Here is a 25,266-nt window from a genome sequence, read left to right on the forward strand (position 1 = left end):
CTTATCAGATTGTTGCTGATTCCGGAGGTGGTGCAAAAATTAGTAGTGCAGTTGAAGATGGGAATTCAACTTGTGTTTCAGTCCATTCAAGTTTTGTAATTTGTAAAGGCTGAAGCGCAATTATTTCATTGCCAAAATAATTGCTATCTAATCGCTGTAAAAGTTGATTGGGATTCGATTTGTTGTCGTGTTTTTTATTTAAAAATAAATTCGACAATTGAAGTGCTATTAATTGATGAATTTTTAATTCGGCTTTATCATTCAAGCAATAAAAAATTACATCTGCACCTTCCTGCTCCATGCTGATGATGTCGTACATGGTATTGTTGAATTTGAATTCTTTATTTTCTTCTTCCCAAACAAAACCATGGGTTTCAGATTGAACGATATTAGCAGGAATGGTAATTTTTGCAATTTCATCTGTTGCGTGGCCGGAGGTTATTTCATTCCAGACATGATGTTTTGCATTGAGTTTTATAAGTTCCAGCACTACATAACTTCCCCCGCTGCTTAAAATAAAGCAGAAGATTATTACAGCAGTTAGTATCGGTTGCAGGAGCTTTTTCACCTTTTGGTGGTAAAAATAAAGCAGGAAACCAGAATTTTTATCAGAAATGCGTAAAAAACCACTTCCCTGAACCATTTGCACCATACACAGTGCGACAATAGCTGCGATGATTTTTATAATTTCACGGTTTGAGAACTGAAACAGAACTTATGCAGGAACAGGCTAAAGGCGAAGTGGCTATTGAAGATGGTTGGAAACAGGCGCTACAAGCGGAATTTACCAAGCCATACTTTGCAGGTATAAAAAACTTTTTAAAACAAGAGAAGGCTGCAGGTAAAATTATTTATCCGCCAGGCCCTATGATTTTTAATGCCTTTAACTTAACCCCATTTGACAAAGTAAAAGTGGTAATTCTTGGCCAGGATCCTTATCACGGGCCTGGACAGGCACACGGATTGTGTTTTAGTGTTCAGAAGGGTGTTAAGCCACCACCATCGCTGGTAAATATTTACAAAGAAATGCGCTCAGACCTCGGATTGGAACCGCCAACGCATGGTTGTTTACAAGAATGGACCGAGCAGGGTGTGTTTTTGCTCAATGCTATGCTTACCGTAGAAAAAGATTTACCTGCCAGTCACCAGAAAATCGGATGGCAAAATTTTACCGATGCAGCCATAGCGGCATTAAGTAAAAATCGAACCAATTTGGTTTTCATATTGTGGGGTGCATATGCCCAACAAAAAATAGAACTAATCGATCAAACCAAACATTTTATCATTAAATCACCACATCCTTCTCCTTTTAGTGCTGATAAAGGTTTTTTCGGTTCAAAACCCTTTTCTAAAACCAACAACTGGCTCGAACAACATCATCTGGAAAAAATTAATTGGCAGTTAAGCTGATTTTACTTATTGTAAAAATTACAAAAAGTAGATTTAAATATTGTTAAGGTAAGACAAAACAGTTTGTATAAAATTGAATTGGTGAACAATTTCAGGTATTTTTATATTCTTAAAACTTATGGTTTTATAAGGCACACCGCGACATGCTCAAAAAACACTATTTTAAATGGCTAATGCGAACCAACAGCATACTTTTAATGCTGATTTTTGGCATAACAGGTTATTGTAATGGTCAGGAATTTTTAGTTCAGTCGTTTGGATCAAAACAAGGGCTGGCATCTTCTGAAATTTATACTTTAACTCAGGATACGGAAGGGTATTTATGGTTGGGCACCAAGTTAGGTGTAAGTAAATTTGACGGACAACAATTCAAAAACTTTAATGGCAGCGATTCGGTATTGTTTGGAAAAGTATATGCTATAACGCAGGATGCTGATAAAACGATTTGGGTTGGAGCGGAAAATGGTTTGTTTTTTTTGCAACATGGTGTGTTTCAACATGTTCAGTTTGACTCGAAATTTCCGGATAACTGGGTGTATTCTTTATTGGCTACAAGTGCAAATGATTTATGGATAGGAACTTCTGACGGACCAATTTTTATCGACAATGAAACTAAGGATAAAATTAAAAAAGGAAGCATACTTAACTATGCTATTTTAAGTGGGTGGTTGGATGTTTCTACAGTGAGTAACCAAGTTTGGGTTATTAAATCGCATGTTGTAAATAATAAACAAGTAATTTATTTTGGCACCAGGCGAAGTGTAATTAATTATTCAGAAAAAAAATTGAATATCATTTGGGATGGGAAAGGTCTACGTTTAGAAGATGTTTCCGGAATTCAATTTGATAATAATGATGTAACTTATATTAGCACACGCTCAGGCTCATTTTATAAATTAAAAGGCACGCAATTAGATTCCATTTTTACACTTACTTATGCCACTTCAATGGCACAAATGAGCGATTCAGTTAATTATGCCCTGGGATTGGAAGGTGTATACGCTGTTTCAGACAAACAAATAAAAAAAATCACTGAAATTGCTTCATTGGGTTACGATAGTCCTTCCTGTATATTAATTGATAAAGAAAAAAATATATGGATAGGCACATGGGAAGGTTTGGTGCAATTGCGTAAAAATATTTTTGAAACATGGCTGCCTGCTCAAACTGAAAATTTAAATGATATTTTTTCTATCACAGAATCGCCACAGCGAAAAATGGTGCTAGGGGGTAATCGTGGAAATTTAATTGAATTTAATGGCAGTGGTTTTGATAAAGTTTTACCTCCCGGTAAACAGCCGTGGCCGCTTTCTGAAGTGTTTGGTATTTATTATAATGCAGATAAAAGTATTTGGTTGGGTAGTGGTTATCAGGGTATGAGTGTGTTTGCAAATAATCAGATATATGCTTATGATGAAAAAATATTATCTGATTCACATGTACATGGATTTTTCCATGATAATGAAAATAATTTTTACGCATTAAGCGAAGGTGGAATTACGCAAATTCATAATGAACAAACACCTCAACAGCTGGAATTTACATACCACGCCTGGCCCATTCATGTAGGCGGCCAATTTTTAAAAACATTCGACAATGTAGTCTTCGAAAATAATGAAATGTTTTTCGCAACCAATTTTGGTATTGTTTATTTTGATGGTGATTCATTGTATGCTGTAAAAACCGGAAATCAGTGGCTGGACAACGGATTAATTACAGCCATTAAACATGAGGATAATAATGTTGTGTGGGTTTCTACCGGAAATAATGGCATTTTTAAAGTACAATTATCGAAACGCAACGGTAAAGTTCTAGAGCATCTGGATAATACAAACGGTTTGCTAGCCAATGCAGTTTTAGATATTATTTATGATGCTAAAAGCAAATTTATCTGGTGTGCGCATTATAATGGCCTTAGTGCAGTAAAATTAGGTAACAATAAGGCTCAGGTTGTAAAAAAAATAACTGAAAGTGAAGGGTTTCTACCTTATGATTTTACCTATTGTAAATTGGGATTACAACGTAATGGTCAGTTTATCTGGCTCGTAACTACAAATGGTGTGCAGCGATTTAGTATCAATGATTTAAAAATTAATGCTATTCCTGCCACCCCGGTTATTACCGAAGTGTTGTTGTTTAATGATGCAGATGCCGTAGGTGATTACACAAAATTATTCAACCCGGTAAGCGGTTTATATTTATCACCTAAGTTCCCGCATAATAAAAATTCTATTTCTTTCAAATTTCAATCGGTGTCGCTAACTATTCCTGAATTAAATCAATGCCGTTATAAATTGATTGGTTACAACGAAGAATGGACTTATACAGCAAACTTAGGAGAAGTAACGTATGCTGCATTACCCCCCGGTGATTATGTATTTGTTCTGGAGGCTGCAAACAATGATAATTACTGGAGTGAACAACAAAATTCGTATACTTTTTCAATTGCTAAACCATTTTGGGAAACAGTCTGGTTTATTATAGCAGCAATTTTAACTACAATTGGTTTGAGTTATGCGATTTATCGCTATCGCTTAAGTCAGTTTATTAAAATAAGTAACATCAGAAATAAAATTGCAGGCGATTTGCATGATGATATTGGCTCTACCCTGAGTAGTATTGGTATGTATAGTGAAATTGTACGCAATCAGGTAAAACAAAACAGTTCGGTGAATGATGAGTTACTCGGTAAAATCACAGCCAACTCAAAAGAGATGATTGACAATATGAGTGATATTGTTTGGGCTATTAAACCTGAAAATGATGAATTAAAAAATATCGAAAGCCGCATGTTTAATTTTGCTACCGAGATGTGTAATTTAAAAGGTGTAGAATTAAATATGCCATTAGGTACCATCACTGAAAAATTATCCATAAAAATGGAGCAGCGTCGCGATTTTTATTTGTTGTTTAAAGAAGCGGTGAATAATGCTATTAAATATTCGGGTTGTAAAACACTTTCTGTTATTTTCACTCAAAAACAACGAACACTGATTTTATCAATAGAAGATGACGGCAAAGGATTTGATGTTAATCAGCAGTCGCTGGGTAATGGATTGCGCAATATGCAATCGAGGGCTCAGCGCCATGGCGGTGTTTGTATAATTGATTCTGTGCCAGGGCAAGGGACAAAAATTACGATTAACTGGCCACTCACCTGATTGTGGTATTGGCATTCGTATATTTACAGTGTATTTTTGATTTAAATTTTGCATGATGAATGATATTCGTGTAGCTATATTTGAGGATAACAAACATTTACGAGAAAGTTTATATTACCTGGTTAATGGTACACCCGGTTTTATTTGCACGGGTGCCTACCCTGATTGTAACGATGTATTGCATCACATAAGTAAAGATTTGCCCAATGTAGTTTTAATGGATATTGAAATGCCGGGGTTAAATGGTATTCAGGGTGTAAAACTGATTAAAAGCAAATTTCCCGAAGTGCAGGTGCTTATGCAAACGATCTTCCATGATGAATCAAATATTTTTAATGCAATTTGCGCCGGTGCATCGGGGTATATATTAAAAAGTACAACGCCGGCTGAAATGATAGAGGCTATAAAAGATGTGCACAATGGTGGTTCGCCTATGACCGGTTCAATTGCCAGAAAAGTACTCGATTTATTTCAAAAAAATATCCAGCCAACAGCATCAACGGATTACCAGCTAACCCCAAAAGAAAAAGAGATGCTTGCCTATATGGTGCAGGGCAAAAGTTTTAAAATGATCGCAGAAGCCGCCGGAATCAGTTATGAAACTGTTCGTACACATATGAAAAATATTTATGCCAAACTGCATGTTAATTCCAATACGGAGGCTGTTAGCAAAGTATTAAAAGAGAAATTACTCTCTCTGTTTTTTTAATTGTACCATCATCATCTTTTCAGGTATCCTTCATGTATTTCGAAAAATATGTTGCCTCGGAATAAATTTTCTACAAAGGGATAATTGTTCCTAATAAATTATAATTACATCTTGCCCTAACCCTATTGTGGTATTTCATAAAATGTTGATTCAATACAACTTTGTATATCAAATCACAAAAAACCATTTTATGAAAAAATTACTTACATTATCATTAGGTGTGGTATTACTGTCGCAAGTAAATTTATCCGCACAAACAAATACATTTCCTGCATCAGGAAGTGTTGGTGTTGGAACTACAACACCCGTTTCAAGTTCATTACTTGAATTACAATCCACAACACAGGGTTTACTTGCACCGCGTATGACAAAAGCGCAACGTGATGCAATAGCAGCACCTGTAACCGGATTATTAATTTTTCAAACAAATTCAACACCCGGATTTTATTATTATACCGGTGCAGGTTGGACGCCAATTTCTACAAAAGGTGCAAATACTTCGTTGTCGAATTTAGCAGCTGCCACTTCAATAAATGTTGCATTAACACCAAATGCAAATAATACTTTAGACCTTGGTTCAACAACTGCAAATTGGAATGAATTATATGTGAATAGCATTAAATTTATGGACGGTACCACACAATCTACCGCGGGTGGTGGTGGAGGTATTACCTATACTGCCGGCTCAGGAATAAATATTGCCGGTTCTGTAATTTCAAATACAGGTGATGTTAATGCTGCTGATGATATTACAACGGCAACAAATTTTGCAGGTGATGTAACCGGATTATACAATAATTTACAAATTGGATCAGGTGCTGTAGGGTCAACTGAAATTGCAGATGCGTCTGTAAGTTCAACCGATATTACAAATGGAACTATCGCTGCTGTTGATTTAAGTTCAATGGGTGCTGCAACAGGTCAGGTAATGCAATGGAATGGAACTGCATGGGTTGCAACAACACCTGCAGCAGGCGCAGAAACCGATCCTCAAGTGGGTGCAAACACAACAGATTTAATTCCGCGTTGGGATGGCACTGCATTAATTGCAGGTGCAATTGCCGATAATGGTGATAATATTTCTATTGGATGGAACGGTGGTATATTAACCAACACCTCAGCTGCCTTTTATAATAATGAAAGTGCATTTTTGGATGAAGAAATCGCATTAAAAGGTGTTGATCAAACAATTTCTATTGGTGGAGTTGCAACCATACATGCTTATGCAAACATTGGATACAATACTTCAGGTTTAATATTTCTTGAAACACCAATTTCACATGCCGGCGTATGGTCTAGTTCATCATCAACTGCTTCTTCCGCATCAATTTATGCAACTGCAACAGGAACCGCAACCAGTAATTATGCAATAATTGCTAAAAGTACCGGAGCGGGAACAACTAATTACGGATTATGGGCTAAAGCATCAAGTGCAACAAATAATTATGCTATTGTTGTACCATCAGACGGTGGTTATGTTGGTATTGGAACAGTTACACCAAATGTTCGTTTTCATGTAAACGGCCTGGCAGGTGAAGATGTAATGCGCATTCAGGTTTCCGGTACAACAAAAATGTTGGTGCAATCTAATGGTGGAACTTCATTTGGTTCGCTTACTGCTGCTCCTTCAAATGGAATTTATGTTTCAGGAAATGTGCAGGTAGGTACTGAGCCGGTTCCAACAGGTTATAAAATGAGTATTGATGGTAAATTAGTTTGTGAAGAAGTAAAAGTACAATTAAGTGCTGACTGGGCTGATTATGTATTTGATGATACCTATAAATTATTAAGCCTTGAAGAAGTTGAAGCATTTATAGTTGCAAATAATCACTTACCAAATATTCCTTCTGCCGATGAACTGGCTACAACCGGTTTAGATCTTTCTGCAATGAATATCCTGATGATGCAAAAAATTGAAGAACTCACTTTGTATCTCATCGAATTAAATAAACAAAATGAATTGTTAATGCAGGAAATAAAAACATTGAAACAATAATTGTTCATTTTATTAAAATCTATAACGATGAAAAATTTTAAAATGAATATAAAAATCATGGCAACCATGGTTTTATGTTACGGAACAGTCCAACTGTCGGGACAAACTGCTGTTGCGCTTGATGATGGCCTAAAACAAGTTGAATGTGTTACAGAAGAAAATTATCAGCAGTTTATTAAACCATTGCTACATCAAAATATTGTAAAGTTGCGCAGTGAGGGGAAATTGGATTTTACCAATACTGCAAAACTTGCAGATGGCACAGTACCACTTTCCTGGCCTTTGCGAATGACCAGCGAATATAAAGATATAGATGGTGTTAATGATTATTTTATCATATCCAATTTCGCCGATTTAAATCATGACGAATATTACCGGTTAGACTGGGAATGTAACACTTATGAAAATGCTCGTAATTATGATCAGCACAACGGAGCTGATATATTACCTTATCCTTTTACATGGCAAATGATGGAGGATGAAAGTATCGATATTATTGCTGCCGCAGACGGGGAAGTAATTTACAGATACGATGGTAATGTTGTAGATAGAAATTGCGAATCACCACATGTATTTAATTACGAACCATTTAATGGCGGTTATTACGGCAATTTTATTGCTTTATTGCATAGTGATAGCAGTATTACGGTATATGCACACATGAAAAACGGCACCGTTGCAAATCTTGAACTTGGTGATAATGTAGAAGCAGGCCAGTTTTTGGGTAAATTGGGCAGCTCAGGCAACTCGACAGCACCACATTTACATTTTGAAGTGCGACCATGCGAAGCTTGTTCATATATTGAACCTTGGTTTGATGCAGCTGGTTGCAACGATGACGTAACTGAAAGTCAGTGGATTAACCAAATACCTTATTCCGATACCAAAGTTTTACGTGTAACTACACATTTAAATTTACCGATTTATCAATCTTGCGCTGAATATGAATCAGGAGCTACTGAAATTGAAAATTTGGTAAATCATTTTACATCATCCGACAATTTATTAATACTGGCAGCAATTGGAGATCTTAAAGATGATTATCCTGTTTATATGGATATCATTAACAGTGCAGGATCTGTTTTAAATTCGCAGAGTTATACATCACCATATTCACTTCAATATGGGCAAGTGGTATTGTTCACACATATGTTAACGGGTTTTAGCACAGGTACCTATAAAATCCGTATAACCTATAACGGAGAAGTGGCATATCATTATTTTACCGTAAACTGTCCTGCTGCAGCAACATTAACCGGAACACATACGGGAGTAAAAGGATTTATAAACGGTGATTTTATTGCCAGTAATGCAACAATTTCCGGTGTAAGCACTAACAATGTGTTTTATCAGGCAGAAAACTATATCAAATTAAATGTGGGATTTCAGGCAACACAAAACAGTAAATTTCATGCACAAATTGATGATTGTACTGTTGGCGGATTGCGTGAAATGGAAGAGGAAACGGTTTATTCCAATGAACTTGTACTTGCGCCGAATCCAACCTTTGGTATTTTTTCAGTAAATTATAATTGTAGTGATTTGGGGGATAAAAAAATTGTGATACAAAATGTGCTGGGTAATATAATTTATACCTCACAAACATTTTCCAACACAAATGATATTTCCGAATTAATTGACCTCAGTAATTTACCAAAAGGCATTTATCTTGTTGAGATACAACAATCGGGTAAATCAGTTACCGAACAACTGGTGATACAATAAAAGGGTGTTTATGTAAAAAAGAAACCGGGAGCGTTTGTTTCCGGTTTTTTTTATGGGTAAAAGGTTTGACTAATAATATTTTCTTATATTAGACATCTTTTTAGTAGTTAGGGAGTTATTCTTTCTTGAATTTAATAATATTATGAAACGAGAGGTTTGTCTTGTATTATGCTTGTTGTTTGTGGCGCTTTCATGCTCCGTTACCCATAATCAATCAAATACAACAGAACCCAGTATTCAAACTCAAGATAATGTTGAGCAACAAGTAAATATCAAAATCGATTCCATATTCATGCAAAAAAAAGGGGAAGCAGTTGTAAGCATTCCTCTTTCCCAATTGGCATTAATAGATTATATAAACATTTTTAACCTTGATTCTTCCAAAATGCAATTAAAGATTGCGAATGGCATTTTAACCGGTTGTATTTACGACCTCCCGGATTATCGGTTTTATTTTAATTTTTGTAGTTCGGATTTTATAGTAAATTTTTACTTTCTGGAGGATTTTGATAATTCAAGCCTTTTAAATTATACGATTTGTAACACAAGAATTTATCACCAGGAGGAACAGCCGGCTGTGAAATTTGAAATAGAAACAGACACGTTGTTTATTCATTAAAAAATTATTTGCAATAATTACTAACCACAGTTTTTTTAAATAAATTTACCTTATGCCTTTATCACCACAAACCGCTGAAACCATATTTAATACACTAGTTGAAGCAATGACATCCTTATGTCCGCCTTTAGTTATTACTAAAAATAAAAAAGATGTTTTTGAAATTATTGGCAATACGCCGGTGCCTTATGGGTCGACAAAAAAAATTATTCCGGGAATGTATTTTGCTTCTGCTGTAATACGGAAAGATATGGTGAGCTTCTATGTTTTCCCAATTTACGGCCATCCCGAATTATTTATTGATGTCGCGCCAATTGCAATGAAATGCCTGAAAGGGAAAACCTGTTTCAACTTCAAAAAAACCGAACAGGTGAACAAAAAAGAAATCCTAGCCATGTTAAAAAAAGCGCTCGCTGTTTGGAAAAAAGCAGGTTATGTAAAAGGCTAACATACCACAAAAACGCAAGCGAATAAAATCGCAGCGAAACGAAAATTTTACTATTTCACCTTTTTTACCTGCGGTTAAAACCTGAGGAATTATTTCTGATTTATTCGTACTGAGACTTTTTCGTCGCTAAAATTCATCACTATAATCCCCTGAATAAATTTGAGGATATATGAGAATTATCAAACCATTAACCGCTTACACCCTACAAAAACGCGACCCTAAGCGCTTAAGGGAATGAAAAAAATGGGCTAAAATGTTGCCTATCTGTTTCATATACACTACTTTAGATGCTGCATACACGTTTGCAAAAACCCTTAGGAACAAACCAAATATGCACACATTTAAAAAGGCTGCCCTTTTTACCGTTATTCTTTTATCTGCCTACTCCACATTTGCCCAAACTGAGGCCTGGTATATCCGTCGCACCCCTCCTGAACCATGGACCTGGTGCCCGGTTTTAAATACCAATATCACCGAAATGGATAATGTGTTTGGTGTCGGCGGATGGAACTCCGGTTACTTTACCACAGTTGACGTTACTGATGCATTTGGACCCGATTCGAAATTCGTTTTTCTGGAAGGTGGAGATGACCATGCTATTGAACTCAAAACATTTCTGACCGCAAATATTACTGCAATCGAAAATTGGGTATATGCCGGTGGAAGCCTCTTTTTAAACGCGGCCCCCAATGAAGGTGCTGATATCAATTTTGGATTTGGTGGTGTTTTACTTGATTATACGCCAGGAGCTTATGCCAGCAATGTTGATGCTTCTGATCCTTTACATCCAATTTTTGCCGGACCTTATACCCCAACAGGCTTAAGCTGGACAGGCACTTCCTATACCCACGCTAAAGTTACCGGCCCATGTTTAATGCCATTAATTGAAGATTCATTTTCCGGTTTTTATGCCGCAGCCGAAAAACGCTGGGGAGCAGGTGTTTGTATTTTTGGCGGGATGACGGTTACCGGATGGCATTCACCTTTTACTCAAGCGCGTAACGTAAGGCAAAATATTTTATCTTATCTCTATAATTTCGAAGGTGTAATTGCTTCAACTTTTACCTACCCCGATTCAATTTATTGTAAAACAGACCCCGATCCATTCCCGATTTTTGAGCCGGGTGCCGATACCGGAACTTTTACTGCAACTCCTGTCGGAATGATAATCGATCCCGAAACCGGGGAAGTAGATTTAAGTGCTTCCGCTGCAGGAACATATATTATTACGAATGGTGCTGTTATCGATTGTATCCCCGCCGCATTTACCATGATAATTGGTGATGAACCAAAAGCAAATTTCACCTATTTAGGCGGACCTTATTGCAGCACTGATTCAGACCCTACACCTTCTTATTTATTAGGCGGAATTGCGGGTACTTACACAGCTGCTCCGGCCGGATTGGTTTTAAATGCAGCAACCGGTACTATTGATATCAGTGCCTCCACTCCGGGAACTTATACCGTTACAAATACAGTAACAAGTTTATATTGCGGTAATGATGTACATACTGATATCATTACGATAAATCCTGCTTATGATTTAATTGTGGATGCAGAAATTTGTGAAGGAATATCATATACATTACCGGATGGTACGGTTGTAACTGTTGGGGGCACTTATATAAATAATTTTATTACACCGGCTGGTTGCGATTCTATAATTACAACGAATTTAATTGTAAATGATGCCTATGCAACTACAGTTAATGCCTCTATTTGTAATGGCGAAGTTTATGTTTTACCCGATGGCACAAATGCAACAACACCCGGCGCGTATGTGCAATTATTTCCAACTGCAGCAGGTTGCGATTCTGCAATTACAACTATCCTGGATGTAAATCCGGTTTATTCAAATGTGGTAAATACCGGAATTTGTTCAGGTGAAACTTATACCTTACCTGATGGAACTACAACTACAACAATGGGTACCTATAATATTACATTGCCAACTGTTGATGGTTGCGATTCAAATATTATTACACATTTAATGGTGTTTCCCGTTTATGCTATTAGTGAAACTGTAAATATTTGTGCTGGCGAAACTTATACATTACCTGATGGAACTGTAACCGGTGCAGCAGGTATTTATAATTCAAATTTATTAAGCGAATATTCCTGTGATTCAATTATTACAACAACATTAATTGTTGACCCTGTTTATAATCCTGTATTTAATGAAGCAATCTGTGAAGGTGAATCTTATACTTTACCAAGTGGAGTAGTTGTAAATGCATCCGGAACATATACTTCTTCTTATACAACTGCCGCAGGTTGCGACTCCATTATTACAACAAACTTAACTGTAAATCCCAACCCAATAATCACATTTACAATTGATGATATTGTTTGTTTGGAAGACGCTGTAATTCCACTGACTGCATTTCCTGCAGGTGGTATTTATTCAGGTACTGGTATAACAGGAACTGATTTTATTCCGTCCACTGCAGGTGTTGGTGGTCCATATATTATTACATACGATTACACCGATGCCAACGGCTGTTTTGCTACTGCATCTGTATCTATAAGTGTTGATCAAAATACCGCTGTAGCATGGGGAGATACTACTGTATTCGCCGGTGAACAAGCAACATTATACAGCGAAGCCGGCGGCGATTATACGTGGACACCACCAACTCAGCTCATTTGCGCAACATGTCCTGAAACGCCTGCTTATCCGCTGGAAAGTATTTTATATACCATCACATCTTATAATGTAAATGGATGTGTTGCTTCCGATGATGTTTATATCGAGGTATTACCAAATCCGGGAAATGCGACATTTATTCCCAACACCTTTACTCCAAATGGTGATAATTTTAACGACTACTTTTTTGCTTATGGATATAATTTAGTTTCTATTAAAAGTATGCGCATTTACGACCGCTGGGGAAGTATGATTTTTATAAAAGAAAATATGAATGCTGAAGCAGAAAATGAAGGGTGGGATGGAACTTACAATGGTGAAGTTGTGAATCAGGGTGTGTATGCTTACATCGTTGAGCTCACTTTTCACAATGGCATCACAACCAAATATCAGGGAAATATTACACTCATCAGGTAATATTAAAATACAAACTAATTTTCCTTAAAATAAAACAACCCTCTTAGCCGCAACAAGCTGCCAGGAGGGTTGATTATTTTCTTTCCGGGAAAATGATTACTCTCTTAAATCAATTACTTCAACACCGGGATATTTACTTTTATCAAATTTAAAAGTGCTATCCGATAATTCCATATTGAATTTAAAATTGGAAATTGTATAAGTATAATGAATCGCATTTTTATCGTAAACAACACCACGTTTAACAGTATTGTCACTAATGTCGATATACATTTTAATTTTACTGAAACTTAAATTTTTATTTTTTGGTGTAAGCTCAATTACCTGAATTGTTTTTCCGTTTTCAGTTAACTTTTCACCCATGTAAGCGAGATAATCTTTTTCAGCAATTTTAAAAATATCATTTGGTGTCATGATATCCTGACCCTGCTCAAAATTATTTATCTGCACTTCATTTACATCTTTTAAATAAGTCCAAAGTGTTTTGCCATCTGAAATAATCATTTGGTTGCCCATATCAGCTTTAAACATATTGCCTTTGCTGCTTACTTTGCCGGTTTTAGTTTCTTTGCTTTTGGCATCCTGGTTTTCAATGGTGAGGGAAATGTCCATCTGCATGGTTTTGTAAGCACTGTATTTCTGGCTTACCGCCTTTAACAGTTTAACTGCATTGGCATCAGATGTTTGTCCAAAAACAGTGTTGGCAGTAATAAAGAGAACAAACACCCCTGATAATAGTTTTTTCATGACTCGTAGTTTGAATTTCGTTGCAAAATTAACTTGTAAATGAATAGTTTGATTAAAATCAATCAAGATTTTGCAAATACTGTTCCAACTCTGTTAAATCGCCGTATAAAACTTCTCTGGCCTTACTTCCGGCATTGGGTCCAACCACACCTGCTGCCTCCAACTGATCCATCAAACGCCCGGCCCTGTTGTATCCCAGCTTAAGGCGGCGCTGAATTAGCGACGTGGAACCTTGCTGATGTTGAACAATAATTTTTGCAGCCTCCTCAAAAAGTGGGTCTCTGTCACCCTCCAAAATCTCCGCTTTTTCCTTCTGCGCCTGCTCATCAACAAACTCAGGCAGCATAAAAGCCTCGGGATAACCCTTTTGATTGGCAATAAAATCCACCACCTTGTCTACCTCCGGTGTATCCACAAAAGGACACTGTAAGCGAACTACATCGCTGCCTATCGCCAGCAACATATCACCTCTACCCACCAACTGCTCGGCACCACTACTGTCCAGGATGGTCCTGCTATCTACCTTACTGGCTACCTTAAACGCTATACGAGCCGGGAAATTGGCTTTAATTGTTCCCGTAATAATATTTACCGATGGCCTTTGTGTTGCAATTACGCAATGTAAACCCACAGCACGCGCCAGCTGGGCAATACGCGCAATCGGCATTTCCACCTCTTTACCTGCTGTCATAATCAAGTCGGCAAACTCATCAATCACCAGCACGATATAAGGTAAAAACATATGCCCTTCTTTCGGATTCAACTTCCGTTTTACAAACTTGGCATTATACTCTTTAATGTTACGCACCTGCGCATTTTTCAGCAGCTCATAACGCGTGTCCATCTCAATACATAAGGCATTCAGGGTAGCAACCACTTTTCTTGTATCAGTAATAATCGCATCTTCCTCACCCGGCAATTTCGCCAAAAAATGTTTTTCTATCACCGAAAACAAGCTCAATTCCACCTTTTTCGGATCCACCATTACAAATTTGAGCTGGGAAGGATGTTTTTTATACAATAGCGAAATCAGCAAAGCATTAATACCCACCGATTTCCCCTGACCGGTTGCTCCGGCCATTAGTAAGTGCGGCATGCGGGTTAAATCGGCGATATAATTTTCGCTCGAAATGGTTTTGCCCAAACAAACAGGTAAATCCATTTTAGCGTGTTGAAACTTGTCGCTGGCAATTTGACTCCGCATCGAAACCGTTTCTTTATTTACGTTCGGTACTTCTATACCAATTGTTCCTTTACCCGGAATCGGCGCAATAATACGAATACCCAAGGCAGCTAAACTTAATGCAATATCATCTTCCAGATTTTTTATTTTCGAGATACGTACACCGGCAGCAGGAATAATTTCATATAATGTTACCGTTGGGCCGATGGTCGCTTTTATTTTCGAAATCTGAATATTATAATTATTTAAGGTGGCAATAATCTGATCTTTATTGCGCTCTAATTCTTCCGTATTAATTGAAACGGTTTCGCTATTATATTCTTCCAGTAGTTCTAGGGTTGGATATTTATAATTTGGTAAATCTAAAATCGGATCAAAATTGTAGTGCATGTTTTCCATCTCTACAATTTCTTCATGCGGTTCTTCAATATCCAATGCTAAATTGTCCTGCTCTTCCATTAGCGGTTCCTCTTCACCTGCAACAACAGTTGTAAGTGGTTCATCCATTTCTAAAGTAACGGGAGTTTGTTTTTCAGCAACCGGCTCCACCTTTTTCAGCTCCATAATAATGGGCTCTTTTATTTCTTCATTCGAAGTATATACAGGCGGAACAATAATATTTTCTTTTATTACATTTACCGGATTAACTGCAGCAGCAACTAAAGTATCATCCTCTGAAAGTGGCTCTGTATCAGCATTTTCAGGTTTCGGTTTTCTGTTGAAGAGATTCATCAAAAAACTAAAATCTACTTTTGTAAAAATAATCATGTAAATAATCATCGCCGCCGTAAGCATTAAAATGGCGCCGATTTTCCCGAAAGTACTTTCTAAATAAAATGCAGTTCCTTTTCCAAATGCACCTCCGTAAGGGAACTGTGCAGTATAAAAAATAAATCCCAGCATGGTGCTGAGCCATATCATAATTACGGCACCCTGACCAATTATCGTGATATTATTAAATACGCGTTTATTAAAAAAACTATTTACGCCAATGGTAAAAAACCAAATCACAAAAAAGAAACTCGCAATACCAAACCAGCAATAAAAAAACTGGTGACTTACCACTGCACCTAAATTACCTAAATGATTTTGAACGGCAATGCTGCTGTTAAACACCTGCTTCCAGGGATGTTCCCAAATTAAACTCTGATCCTGTTTCCACGTAAGCAAATAACTTGCAAAAGCAATTCCAATAAAGAAACTACCCAATATCAGCATCACGCCCGTGGTTTTTTTAAACCTTTCGTCTTTTAAAAACGCGAGACTGCCCTTTTTCGATTTTTTTGTTGCTTTTTTCGATTCTGCCATCCTATAATAATCTATACACTTTGTCGAAGGTAAAGGTATATAACCTCTCGACACATGGAAACGCATTTTTACCCCAAACCAATATGTGGTTGTCTAAGATTTTGGGCGTCCCCTTTCGTAGTGTTTTTTTAAAAGCAGAAAATTAAGCAGGGCATTCCAAACGCTGATTCTAATTAACAGCTATCCCTACAATTTATTAATAAAAAACCCTACTCCAGGTCGGGCTATCCACTCCAACTCCTTTGCCGAGGCGGACAAACGGGTTTCCGTTTCTATCCCTAACGCGCCATGCTAATCACTTAATCGAAAAATTAATCCGTCCCAACCCGCTTAATCCGTTTAATCCGTGCCTGCCTGCCGGGGCAGGTTACTCTACACCACCTCCCACAAAAAATCAGCGAGTATCATCACACACCATAAAAAAAATCAGCTAAAATCTGCCAAAATCTGCGACCCGCCCCGCCGGGTTCGCGCCTGCCTGCCGTGGCAGGTTCCTCTTCAACACACCCCACAAAAAAGTCAGCGAGTATCACCCCACATCATATAAAAAAATCAGCTAAAATCATCCAAAATCCGCGACCCGCTAGCCGGGTTCAGCGTTCCCTTTAAAATGTGCCTATTCCTTTCACCCCGGAATTCCACTCAAACATTGTATTTTTGAAAAAATTTAAAACTAATGCGTCAACCAGTCGAATATACCGAATACCTCCAGCTCGAAAAAATACTAAACGCACAATCCCTCGAAAGCGATAAAGAAAATGCCCATGCCCACGATGAAATGTTATTTATCATTATTCATCAGGCATACGAACTCTGGTTCAAACAAATTCATTTTGAAGTAGATTCTGCATTAACCATCATGCGTAAAGATGCAGTCAACGATAATTCCGCAGAATTACAAACCATTGTTCATCGTACATCAAGAGTTATCACGATATTAAAATTATTAGTGCAGCAAATTGATATTCTTGAAACTATGACTCCCCTCGACTTTCATGAATTCAGAGATTTTTTGCGTCCTGCATCCGGATTTCAAAGCTGGCAATTTAAAATGCTGGAAGCTAAACTCGGTTTAAAATTCGATGAACGTCACGGTCAGCAATATTATTTAAGTATGCTGAAACCGGAATATGTACAATTTGTAAAAGAAGTAGAATCACAAAAAACATTTCTCGAGTTAATTGACGATTGGTTAAAACGTATGCCATTTTTTAACGACCATAATTTATGGGCGAATTATCATACACCAAACACAAACGATTCCGGTTATCATGCATTTTGGAATGATTATCTGAAAGCCTATGCATCAACATTAGTTGAAGGTGAAAAACAGAATATCGAAACGTTTGAAAAAATATTTTTAAGCGAAAATAAAAGTGAGTATACTAATTTAAGCAGTGAGGCAATGCGTAATGCATTATTTATTTCATTGTATCGTGGCAATCCGATTTTACAAATGCCATTTCAGCTCATGCAAAATTTATTGGATATCGACGAACAAATGGCCACTTGGCGTTTCCGTCACATCAACATGGTTCACCGCATGATTGGCTCCCGTGTTGGCACCGGTGGAAGTTCAGGCAAAGATTATTTGCAAGGTGCACTCAACAAACATTATATTTTTAAAGATTTCGCATTCCTCAGCAGCTATTTAATCCAACGCAACAAACTCCCCGAATTATCCCCCGAACTAAAAGCCCGACTCGGATTTAAATTTTAATAATTTATCACATCAATCGTAAATCGTATTTGTAAGGGCGGATGCAATTCGCCCCTACAAATACGATTTACTCACATTATTCTACCCTATAAAAATCCGTTTTTTTTACCCGTTCAATCCGTTAAATCTGTGCCTGCCTGGCAGTTCCTTTCAAAAACACATCCACCAAAAAAAATCAGCGAGTATCATCACACATCATCCAAAAAAAATCAGTTTAAATCCACCCAAATCAGCGACCCGCCTGCGGGTTCCGCGGTCTCTAAGCAGGTTCATCACCAAAACCGCCCCCCCGCGGGGTCCCCCCCCCCCCCCCCCCGGGGGGGGCTCCCATCTTCACCACCTGCATCCCCACTTCCCCATTCACATACAAATAATACAATCCCGCCTGTAAATCCCCACCGGTAATCGTAATTAAATTATCCCCCTCTACATCATCTTCCGCAACTAAATTCCCCATCACATCATACAACATCCACGAATCAATTAATCCCTTCTCACTATTCAAATAAATATTTTCAGTAAACGGATTCGGATAAATATTAATATCATTTTTTAATAAAGGATTTGTTTCAATTCCGGTTAATTCATCCAATCTATATTGACTAAAAAACCGCCATATTTCTCTGCAGGCATTAATATCTAAATTCGTCACCCCTAAAAATGTAACCGCAGTTCCCGGCCATGTATGACCGCCATCAATAATTTTAAATAATTCAACATTAATATCTTTATAACATGCATTGTATACATAATGCTCAGCAGTACATAAATCAGAGGGCACTAAATCCGGAATTGCTGTAAATGTTGGTGCTTCGTTACAATGATTTTGTTTTACCCAATAACTTACAACTGAGTCAACCGGTAAAAATCCGAAAGCACCATCATAAGGTACAGTGCCATCTGCGTTGCCATGAATTTGCATAACAGGTGTATTATGTTGCGGGTCGCAAAACGGCATTCTATCTTCATCAATACTTCCCGCAACACTCGCAATAGCAGCAATACGATTACTTAATTCACATGCAAGGGTATGACTCATAAATCCGCCATTACTCATACCGGTGGAATACACACGATTTAAATCAATATTATATTCGGCGTCCAGACTATCAATTAAAGCACTTAAAAATGCCACATCATCAACACCGGTTCCCGGGGCGATAAAACAATTCCAATATCTTTTGCCGAAAATATCGAAAGTACCATTCGGAATTACAGTTAAAAATCCAGCAGTATCTGCTATCGGATTAAAATTGGCGTATACCGACTGACCAAATGCATCAGAAGTATAACCATGTAAATTAAATACCAGCGGCGCAGGTGTATCCTCCGAATATGCAGCCGGCACATACAAGCGATAATTGCGATAAATACCGCCGGTAAAAATACTGTCGATAATAGTTACCTGCGCGTTAGCTGAAAACATCGCAGCAAGCATAAGGCTGAATAAAATAATTCTGTTTTTCATAATTGTATATACGATTACATAAAGATAAGGGTTTAATTAGCAAATTTGGCAATTAGCAAATTAGCTAATGGGATTGCTGCGCAATATTTTGGGTTGTGATCAAACTTGGAATGTATAGCGTACACAAAATCCGGCTGTTTAATTGGTACATCGGTACATTTTCACATTGGTACATCAATAAGCTGTTTAATCAGCATATTGAGGGAAAATTCCACAATAAATAAATAAATCGCATCATAGAAATCCAACCCGGCGCATTCGCTGAAAGCCTTTTATAATAAGCATTTCAGGAGTATATATTAACATAATTTTAAGTTTGGTTCAATTTTTCGACTACATAATATGAATGCTCACTAAAACCTTGTCAAATGAAAAAAATATTATTTATATGCAGCGCAATTCTATTGAATTTGCATGCATTCAGTCAAAGTAACGCCGGTTTTATGGAGGTTTGAACTATTCAAATGTAACGATGGAATCACCATCCATTTCTTCCGAATCAAGAACCGGATTTCAATTAGGTGCATATGTGCGCTCAGGAAATATTTTATATGGTCAGTTCGGTCTCGAATATGTTACCACCCAAAGCTATTTTTCAATAAACGATTCAAACGATATTTACAATGCAGATGAAGTGAGATGGCATATGCTGAATTTCCCGATTTATGCAGGTTTCAATTTGATACCCGTAGCGGATCGTTTAATAAATGTGCGTGTATATGCAGGGCCGGATGTATCACTTATTTTAAACGTTCCGGTTAATGATTTATCATTTGCGCCCGAAGACTTTGCTAAAGTTCGTATAGACGGAACCGTTGGTGCCGGATTTGATTTATTGTTATTTAGTTTAGATGCAGGATACAACTTCGGTTTAAGTAATGTTTTTTCTGATAATTATAACGGTAAAGCACATTACGCTTTCGTAAACCTCGGATTAAAATTTTAAATAATTGTTGTTGCTGTTCATTTACTAAAATGCGGATATTATTATAAAATAATACCCGAATTTATTAGTTTCGAAAAAGTCAAAATATCTGTTTCCTGTAACGTTGTAAACTTAACTACATCAAACAAAACAATTCATGATCACCACTTGGAATAACTGTTTTTTGTTTAGTAATAATAAAGCCGCAACATTTTCTAAAACAGGATAGTCTTGCCAAGTTGTAATTAATTTTTCTTGTGCAGGTAATTTTCCTTATTGTAATTATTCCCCGATTTTTACCTAAAATATTTACTAGTTTAATTTGCTCAGTGCTTAATAATTGTAATACTGCTGTATCGGTATTTTGCAGATTAAACAAAGTTTTAGTGTTATGATAAACAGCAACGGCATACATTTTCGGCGACATACTTACTGCAGTTACATAAGTGCAGATATTCATATTAAAATGACCATCCGCATAAGTTGCTAGACTGTAAACAGGCTGATCTACAATATTCCAGGGGCGGCGCATATTATTGCAACAAGCGGATTAATTGAATGTTCAAACATCACGTTCCGGGTCATGGCTCGAAATTTGCGCCACCGTTTTTTTATCGATAATAAATACGATAAATAAAACAGCCCAACCGAAAACACTTAAAATGTAGGGTAGGGTATCATGAATTAATGAACCGGCGGACAAATAAAAAGCAACTTATCGCAGCAACAAAAATTCCTGCAATTAATACAACCAGTTTTGAACGAAGCGAATTAATCATTGTATTTATCTTCTTCAAACCATATTTATCTACAAATGCCAATACTGCATTTTTAATAATATCGCGAATCATTCTTGTTTTAGCCAGCTTCTCTTCATAAGTGCCACCTAATCCTGAAGGGTCTTCAAAATCCCAGGCCAGTTTGCTGTGCATTCCGGGAAATACCGGACAACGCTCCGAATTTTTTGCATCACATACTGTGATTACATAATTAAACGATTTGCCCTGTTCATGTAAACTAAACACATCTTTAGTCGGGTTTTTCGAAATATCCATGCCCTCCTCAGCCATTACTGCAATTGCCAAAGGGTTCAAAACACCCGGCTCCAAACCGGCACTCTCCACTTCAAACATGTTTCCCCAAAACGTTTTAAATACGCTTCTGCCATCTGGCTTCTGGCCGAATTATGAATACATAAAAATAATACACGTGGTTTTTGCATATAATTTGATTTAATCGTAATATAACGATAATATAAATTTAATCAGCAACAGTCATTATCTGCTACCGGCCGGGTTAATAAATTGCCTAATACCATTTGCATTTGCTCCCAGACTGCTGAATCAATACAATAACAAATTTTAGCACCTTCAATTTCGCCTTTAATGATTCCGGCTTCTTTCAATTCCTTCAAATGCTGAGAAACAGTGCTTTGCGAAAGGGGCAGTTCTTCTACGATATCACCGCAATAACAACTTTCTTTTTTTAACAGGATCCGTAAAATGGCTACCCTTGCCGGATGCGCCAAAGCCTTGGCGAAATTGGCAATACGGTTGTCTTTACCGAAAATTCCTCTGCTTTAGTTAGTCCCATAATATCGCAATATTACGATAGAATATGCGAATAAACAAAATCACCATCATTAGAAACCGTTTCAATCGAATTAAGTGATGATGTATTTGCAGTTATTTAAAATCGCCTTCACTTATCATTTAGAACCCCTCCGCATTTTATTTTTACAACCGAAAGCCTATATTTGATTATTAAAACCGCTTTATTTAAACCAAACACACATGAAAAAAATTACGCTCCTCTTTCTGAATCTCGTATTTTGCTTCACCTTATTTGCTCAAATTAATATCGACTGGCAATCCAATTCGGTGGGAGCGGAGCAGATGAAATTTATGCTGCATTGGGAACTTCTGACGGCGGTGTTATAACGGGGATTTTCCACCTCAGGAATCAGTGGGAATAAAACAGTTGCATCATACGGGGCTACAGATTATTGGGTAATTAAATACAATGATGCCGGTGCAATCGAATGGCAAAAAGCATACGGTGGTTCCAGTGAAGATTATTTATATTCCATTGTAGAAACCGACGATGGCGGATTTTTATTAGGTGGCTCAAGTCAATCGGGAGCAACGGGAGTTAAAACAGAAGCGCTAATTGGTGTTTCCGACTACTGGATAATTAAAATCGATGCAACAGGAAATATTGTTTGGCAAAATACAATCGGTGGGAATAGTTCAGATAATCTCAATGAAATTGCTAAAACTTATGATGGTGGATTTATACTTGCCAGGTTATTCCTTCTCTGGCATCTCCGGGGATAAATCTGAAAATCCCTATAATGCTTCAAGCGATTATTGGATAGTAAAAATAGATAGTGTTGGCAATATTGTATGGCAAAATACCATTGGTGGAAATAGTACTGATAATCCAAAATCTGTTTATTGTAACCCTGACGGTACCAGTATTGTGCTGGGATATTCATTAAGTGGTGCAACCGGAGATAAAACCGAAGCCAATTTAGGGAATTATGATTTTTGGGTGTTAAAACTCAGTGCAGCAGGTGGTGTATTATGGCAAAATTCGATAGGTGGAAATAATGCAGACATGCCTAATAGTGTTGTACCGGCAATTGATGGAGGTATCATTATTGGCGGTTATAGCGGTTCCGGAATTTCCGGCGATAAAACAGAAGCATTAATTGGTATTTATGATTATTGGATTTTGAAACTCAATACATCTGGAAATATCCTTTGGCAAAATACCATTGGCGGAACATCCGATGATTATTTATTTAAAATTGTACCTAATGTAGCAGAAAATAAATATTTTTTATTCGGCTATTCTTATTCCGGAATTGGTGGTGATAAACAGAAGCCGGAGATGCAACCGCCAATTATTGGATGCTCGAAACAAATTTATCCGAACTATTGTTGGGCAGGAAACCATTCAGGCAACAGGATATGATTTTGGTTATGATGCAAGTATATGTAGATGGTGATTATGTTGTTGGTGGTAAATCAAATAGCGGAATTGGTGGCGATAAAACAGAAAATAATAATGGTGATTTTGATTTTTGGTTAGTAAAAATGACAACCTGTGAAGCAACAACCGAAGTTTGTAATACACTTGATGATGATTGCGACGGATTAATTGATGAAGGCGTGAAAAGTATTTTTTATGGTGATTCAGACGGTGATGGTTTCGGCGTTCCAGAAATTACAATATTGGCATGCTCCGCACCCGAAGGTTATGCAGATATTATTGGCGATTGTTATGATGCAAATCCTGCTATTTATCCCGGTGCTACTGAAATATGTAATGGGGTTGATGATAATTATGCGGATCGGTAGACGAAGGTTTACTCATCACATTTTATGCAGACAATGATGGAGATTCATACGGTGACCCAACAGATTTCGAATTATTTTGTGAGGGTATTGCTGGTTATGTGGAAGCTAATGGTGATTGCAATGATGCTAATAATTTAATTAACCTGGCGCAACAGAATTATGTAATAATATTGATGATAATTGTGATGGAAATATTGATGAAGGTTTAAATGTAACAGTTACAATTTCCGCTTCAGGTCCAACAACAATTTGTCAGGGCAGCAATGTTACAATAACTGCTACACATAATGGCGATGCATTGCAATGGAAAAGAATGGTGTAAATATCGCCGGTGCAACAAGTGCATCATTATTGGTTAATGCCACGGGAAATTATACTTGTATGGCTTACTCCGATTGTGATACAAATACTTCTTCAATAATTACGGTTACCGTAAATAAAAATCCAAAAGCAATAATATCTGCAGGCGGACCAACAACATTTTGTCCAGGTGGAAATGTTACTTTAACAGAAACACCTTCGGTGGATGCACCTATCAATGGTTTAAAGGTGCGGCAGCTATTCCAGGCGCAACAGGAACAACTTATGTGGCTACAACAACGGGTAATTATAAATGTCGCGTGACAAAAACCGCCACCGGATGTTTTAAATTATCGAATGCTATTGCAGTGTTGGTTACGTGTAAAGAAGGAGAGGGGTTGACATCAAATAATATTTCCATTTACCCAAATCCAACTTCCGATAAATTAAATATCGTTGCCGAAAATATTGATATTGCTGATTTAAAAATAATTAACAGCGCAGGTGAAATTGTTCAAATAATAAATAACTGGCAAAACGAAACGGTAGATGTGGCAAATTTACCTGCAGGCATTTATTATTTGCAATTGTTAAGCGAAACAGAAATCTTTCAGCAAATATTTGTGAAACAATGATGGAAATGAGTGATGAACGATGAGTAATGAGTGGTTTATCGTAAAGATTGAATTAAGTTTATGACTTTTATTTTTTTCTAAAATTGACATTATTTAAACAGCCGAAACCACGGAGCAACACAGAGGAAATACACAAAGGTCACGGAGAATTTCGGCTAAAATTGTTATTTATTGTGATTAATTTTCAATAAATTGTATAATTAAATTTTTTCGAAAAATTCTTTGTGTTCTTTGTGGGCTGTTTCCTCCGTGCACTTTTGTGGTTTCGGCTGTTAAGGTGGAATTAAATTAATACTGAGTGGTTTATCGAAAAGATTGAATTAGGTTTATGACTTTTTCTTTTTTCTAAAATTGACATTATTTAAACAGCCGAGACCACGGAGCAACACAGAGGAAATACACACAAAGGTCACGGAGAATTTCGGCTAAAATTGTTATTTATTGTGATTAATTTTCAATAAATTGTATAATTAAATTTTTTCG

General features: G+C 37.0%; 20 protein-coding genes and 3 pseudogenes. 16 read left to right on the forward strand and 7 right to left on the reverse strand.

Annotation, left to right across the window (positions count from 1 at the left end; translation table 11 throughout):
* Positions 1 to 4: 4 nt before the first annotated feature.
* On the reverse strand, positions 5 to 568 hold the full coding sequence (locus IPI65_04520) for a hypothetical protein (protein ID MBK7440805.1): 564 nt from the start codon (positions 566 to 568) through the stop codon (positions 5 to 7).
* A gap of 149 nt (positions 569 to 717) precedes the next feature.
* Here IPI65_04520 and ung point away from each other — a divergent pair, with 149 nt between their 5' ends.
* From ung to IPI65_04560, 8 genes are all read left to right on the forward strand, one after another.
* Complete coding sequence (gene ung, locus IPI65_04525) at positions 718 to 1,410, forward strand: uracil-DNA glycosylase (GenBank protein MBK7440806.1); 693 nt, start codon at positions 718 to 720, stop codon at positions 1,408 to 1,410.
* Between the two features lie 173 nt (positions 1,411 to 1,583).
* Positions 1,584 to 4,571, forward strand: coding sequence for a hypothetical protein (locus tag IPI65_04530; GenBank protein MBK7440807.1), 2,988 nt, complete (start codon positions 1,584 to 1,586; stop codon positions 4,569 to 4,571).
* Between the two features lie 55 nt (positions 4,572 to 4,626).
* Positions 4,627 to 5,280 carry a response regulator transcription factor gene (locus IPI65_04535; protein MBK7440808.1) on the forward strand — a complete coding sequence of 218 codons (654 nt, stop codon included), beginning with the start codon at positions 4,627 to 4,629 and terminating at the stop codon, positions 5,278 to 5,280.
* 190 nt (positions 5,281 to 5,470) lie between these two features.
* Positions 5,471 to 7,276, forward strand: a complete 1,806-nt coding sequence (locus IPI65_04540) for a hypothetical protein (protein MBK7440809.1) — start codon at positions 5,471 to 5,473, stop codon at positions 7,274 to 7,276.
* A 27-nt stretch (positions 7,277 to 7,303) separates the two neighbouring features.
* A complete protein-coding gene (locus tag IPI65_04545; GenBank protein ID MBK7440810.1) occupies positions 7,304 to 9,001 on the forward strand; it encodes a peptidoglycan DD-metalloendopeptidase family protein in 1,698 nt (565 codons plus the stop codon).
* Between the two features lie 142 nt (positions 9,002 to 9,143).
* Positions 9,144 to 9,620 (forward strand): hypothetical protein, encoded by a 477-nt coding sequence (locus IPI65_04550; protein MBK7440811.1) that lies wholly within the window; start codon positions 9,144 to 9,146, stop codon positions 9,618 to 9,620.
* 52 nt (positions 9,621 to 9,672) lie between these two features.
* The gene (locus IPI65_04555) at positions 9,673 to 10,068 is read left to right on the forward strand and encodes a hypothetical protein (GenBank protein MBK7440812.1); all 396 of its coding nucleotides are present in this window, start codon (positions 9,673 to 9,675) and stop codon (positions 10,066 to 10,068) included.
* Positions 10,069 to 10,321: 253 nt separating this feature from the next.
* Positions 10,322 to 13,132: a gliding motility-associated C-terminal domain-containing protein gene (locus tag IPI65_04560; protein ID MBK7440813.1), complete on the forward strand. Its 2,811-nt coding sequence runs from the start codon at positions 10,322 to 10,324 to the stop codon at positions 13,130 to 13,132.
* A gap of 96 nt (positions 13,133 to 13,228) precedes the next feature.
* On the opposite strand, the gene IPI65_04565 is transcribed toward IPI65_04560, so the two are convergent.
* Together IPI65_04565 and IPI65_04570 are read right to left on the reverse strand one after the other, a co-directional pair.
* On the reverse strand, positions 13,229 to 13,879 hold the full coding sequence (locus tag IPI65_04565) for an outer membrane lipoprotein carrier protein LolA (protein MBK7440814.1): 651 nt from the start codon (positions 13,877 to 13,879) through the stop codon (positions 13,229 to 13,231).
* A gap of 58 nt (positions 13,880 to 13,937) precedes the next feature.
* Positions 13,938 to 16,370, reverse strand: a complete 2,433-nt coding sequence (locus tag IPI65_04570) for a DNA translocase FtsK 4TM domain-containing protein (GenBank protein ID MBK7440815.1) — start codon at positions 16,368 to 16,370, stop codon at positions 13,938 to 13,940.
* Positions 16,371 to 17,046: 676 nt separating this feature from the next.
* Between IPI65_04570 and IPI65_04575 the strand changes: the two genes are divergently transcribed.
* Positions 17,047 to 18,090 carry a tryptophan 2,3-dioxygenase gene (locus tag IPI65_04575; protein ID MBK7440816.1) on the forward strand — a complete coding sequence of 348 codons (1,044 nt, stop codon included), beginning with the start codon at positions 17,047 to 17,049 and terminating at the stop codon, positions 18,088 to 18,090.
* A gap of 259 nt (positions 18,091 to 18,349) precedes the next feature.
* Here the strand turns inward: IPI65_04575 and IPI65_04580 are convergent, their stop codons facing one another.
* On the reverse strand, positions 18,350 to 19,558 hold the full coding sequence (locus IPI65_04580; protein ID MBK7440817.1) for a T9SS type A sorting domain-containing protein: 1,209 nt from the start codon (positions 19,556 to 19,558) through the stop codon (positions 18,350 to 18,352).
* Between the two features lie 472 nt (positions 19,559 to 20,030).
* On the opposite strand from IPI65_04580, the gene IPI65_04585 reads away from it, so the two are divergent.
* Positions 20,031 to 20,504 (forward strand): outer membrane beta-barrel protein, encoded by a 474-nt coding sequence (locus IPI65_04585; GenBank protein ID MBK7440818.1) that lies wholly within the window; start codon positions 20,031 to 20,033, stop codon positions 20,502 to 20,504.
* 115 nt (positions 20,505 to 20,619) lie between these two features.
* On the opposite strand, the gene IPI65_04590 is transcribed toward IPI65_04585, so the two are convergent.
* The 3 genes and pseudogenes from IPI65_04590 to IPI65_04600 form a co-directional block, all read right to left on the reverse strand.
* Positions 20,620 to 21,015 carry a flavin reductase gene (locus IPI65_04590; protein MBK7440819.1) on the reverse strand — a complete coding sequence of 132 codons (396 nt, stop codon included), beginning with the start codon at positions 21,013 to 21,015 and terminating at the stop codon, positions 20,620 to 20,622.
* A 145-nt stretch (positions 21,016 to 21,160) separates the two neighbouring features.
* Positions 21,161 to 21,705: pseudogene (locus IPI65_04595) on the reverse strand (arsenate reductase ArsC).
* A gap of 42 nt (positions 21,706 to 21,747) precedes the next feature.
* Positions 21,748 to 22,076 (reverse strand): annotated as a pseudogene (locus tag IPI65_04600) (winged helix-turn-helix transcriptional regulator).
* Between the two features lie 200 nt (positions 22,077 to 22,276).
* On the opposite strand from IPI65_04600, the gene IPI65_04605 reads away from it, so the two are divergent.
* From IPI65_04605 to IPI65_04630, 6 genes and pseudogenes are all read left to right on the forward strand, one after another.
* Complete coding sequence (locus tag IPI65_04605) at positions 22,277 to 22,423, forward strand: hypothetical protein (protein ID MBK7440820.1); 147 nt, start codon at positions 22,277 to 22,279, stop codon at positions 22,421 to 22,423.
* A gap of 322 nt (positions 22,424 to 22,745) precedes the next feature.
* Positions 22,746 to 23,462, forward strand: coding sequence for a hypothetical protein (locus IPI65_04610; GenBank protein MBK7440821.1), 717 nt, complete (start codon positions 22,746 to 22,748; stop codon positions 23,460 to 23,462).
* An 8-nt stretch (positions 23,463 to 23,470) separates the two neighbouring features.
* Entirely contained in the window at positions 23,471 to 23,848 is a 378-nt protein-coding gene (locus IPI65_04615) for a putative metal-binding motif-containing protein (protein ID MBK7440822.1), read from the forward strand.
* Positions 23,849 to 23,993: 145 nt separating this feature from the next.
* Positions 23,994 to 24,170, forward strand: a pseudogene (locus IPI65_04620) (putative metal-binding motif-containing protein).
* The gene (locus IPI65_04625) at positions 24,152 to 24,472 is read left to right on the forward strand and encodes a hypothetical protein (GenBank protein MBK7440823.1); all 321 of its coding nucleotides are present in this window, start codon (positions 24,152 to 24,154) and stop codon (positions 24,470 to 24,472) included. The pseudogene IPI65_04620 and the gene IPI65_04625 overlap by 19 nt, the downstream one beginning before the upstream one ends.
* A complete protein-coding gene (locus IPI65_04630) occupies positions 24,436 to 24,783 on the forward strand; it encodes a T9SS type A sorting domain-containing protein (GenBank protein ID MBK7440824.1) in 348 nt (115 codons plus the stop codon). Before IPI65_04625 ends, IPI65_04630 begins: the two co-directional genes overlap by 37 nt.
* Positions 24,784 to 25,266 lie beyond the last annotated feature (483 nt).

The sequence above is a fragment of the Bacteroidota bacterium genome, assembly GCA_016706255.1.
Taxonomy (GTDB): domain Bacteria; phylum Bacteroidota; class Bacteroidia; order Chitinophagales; family BACL12; genus UBA7236.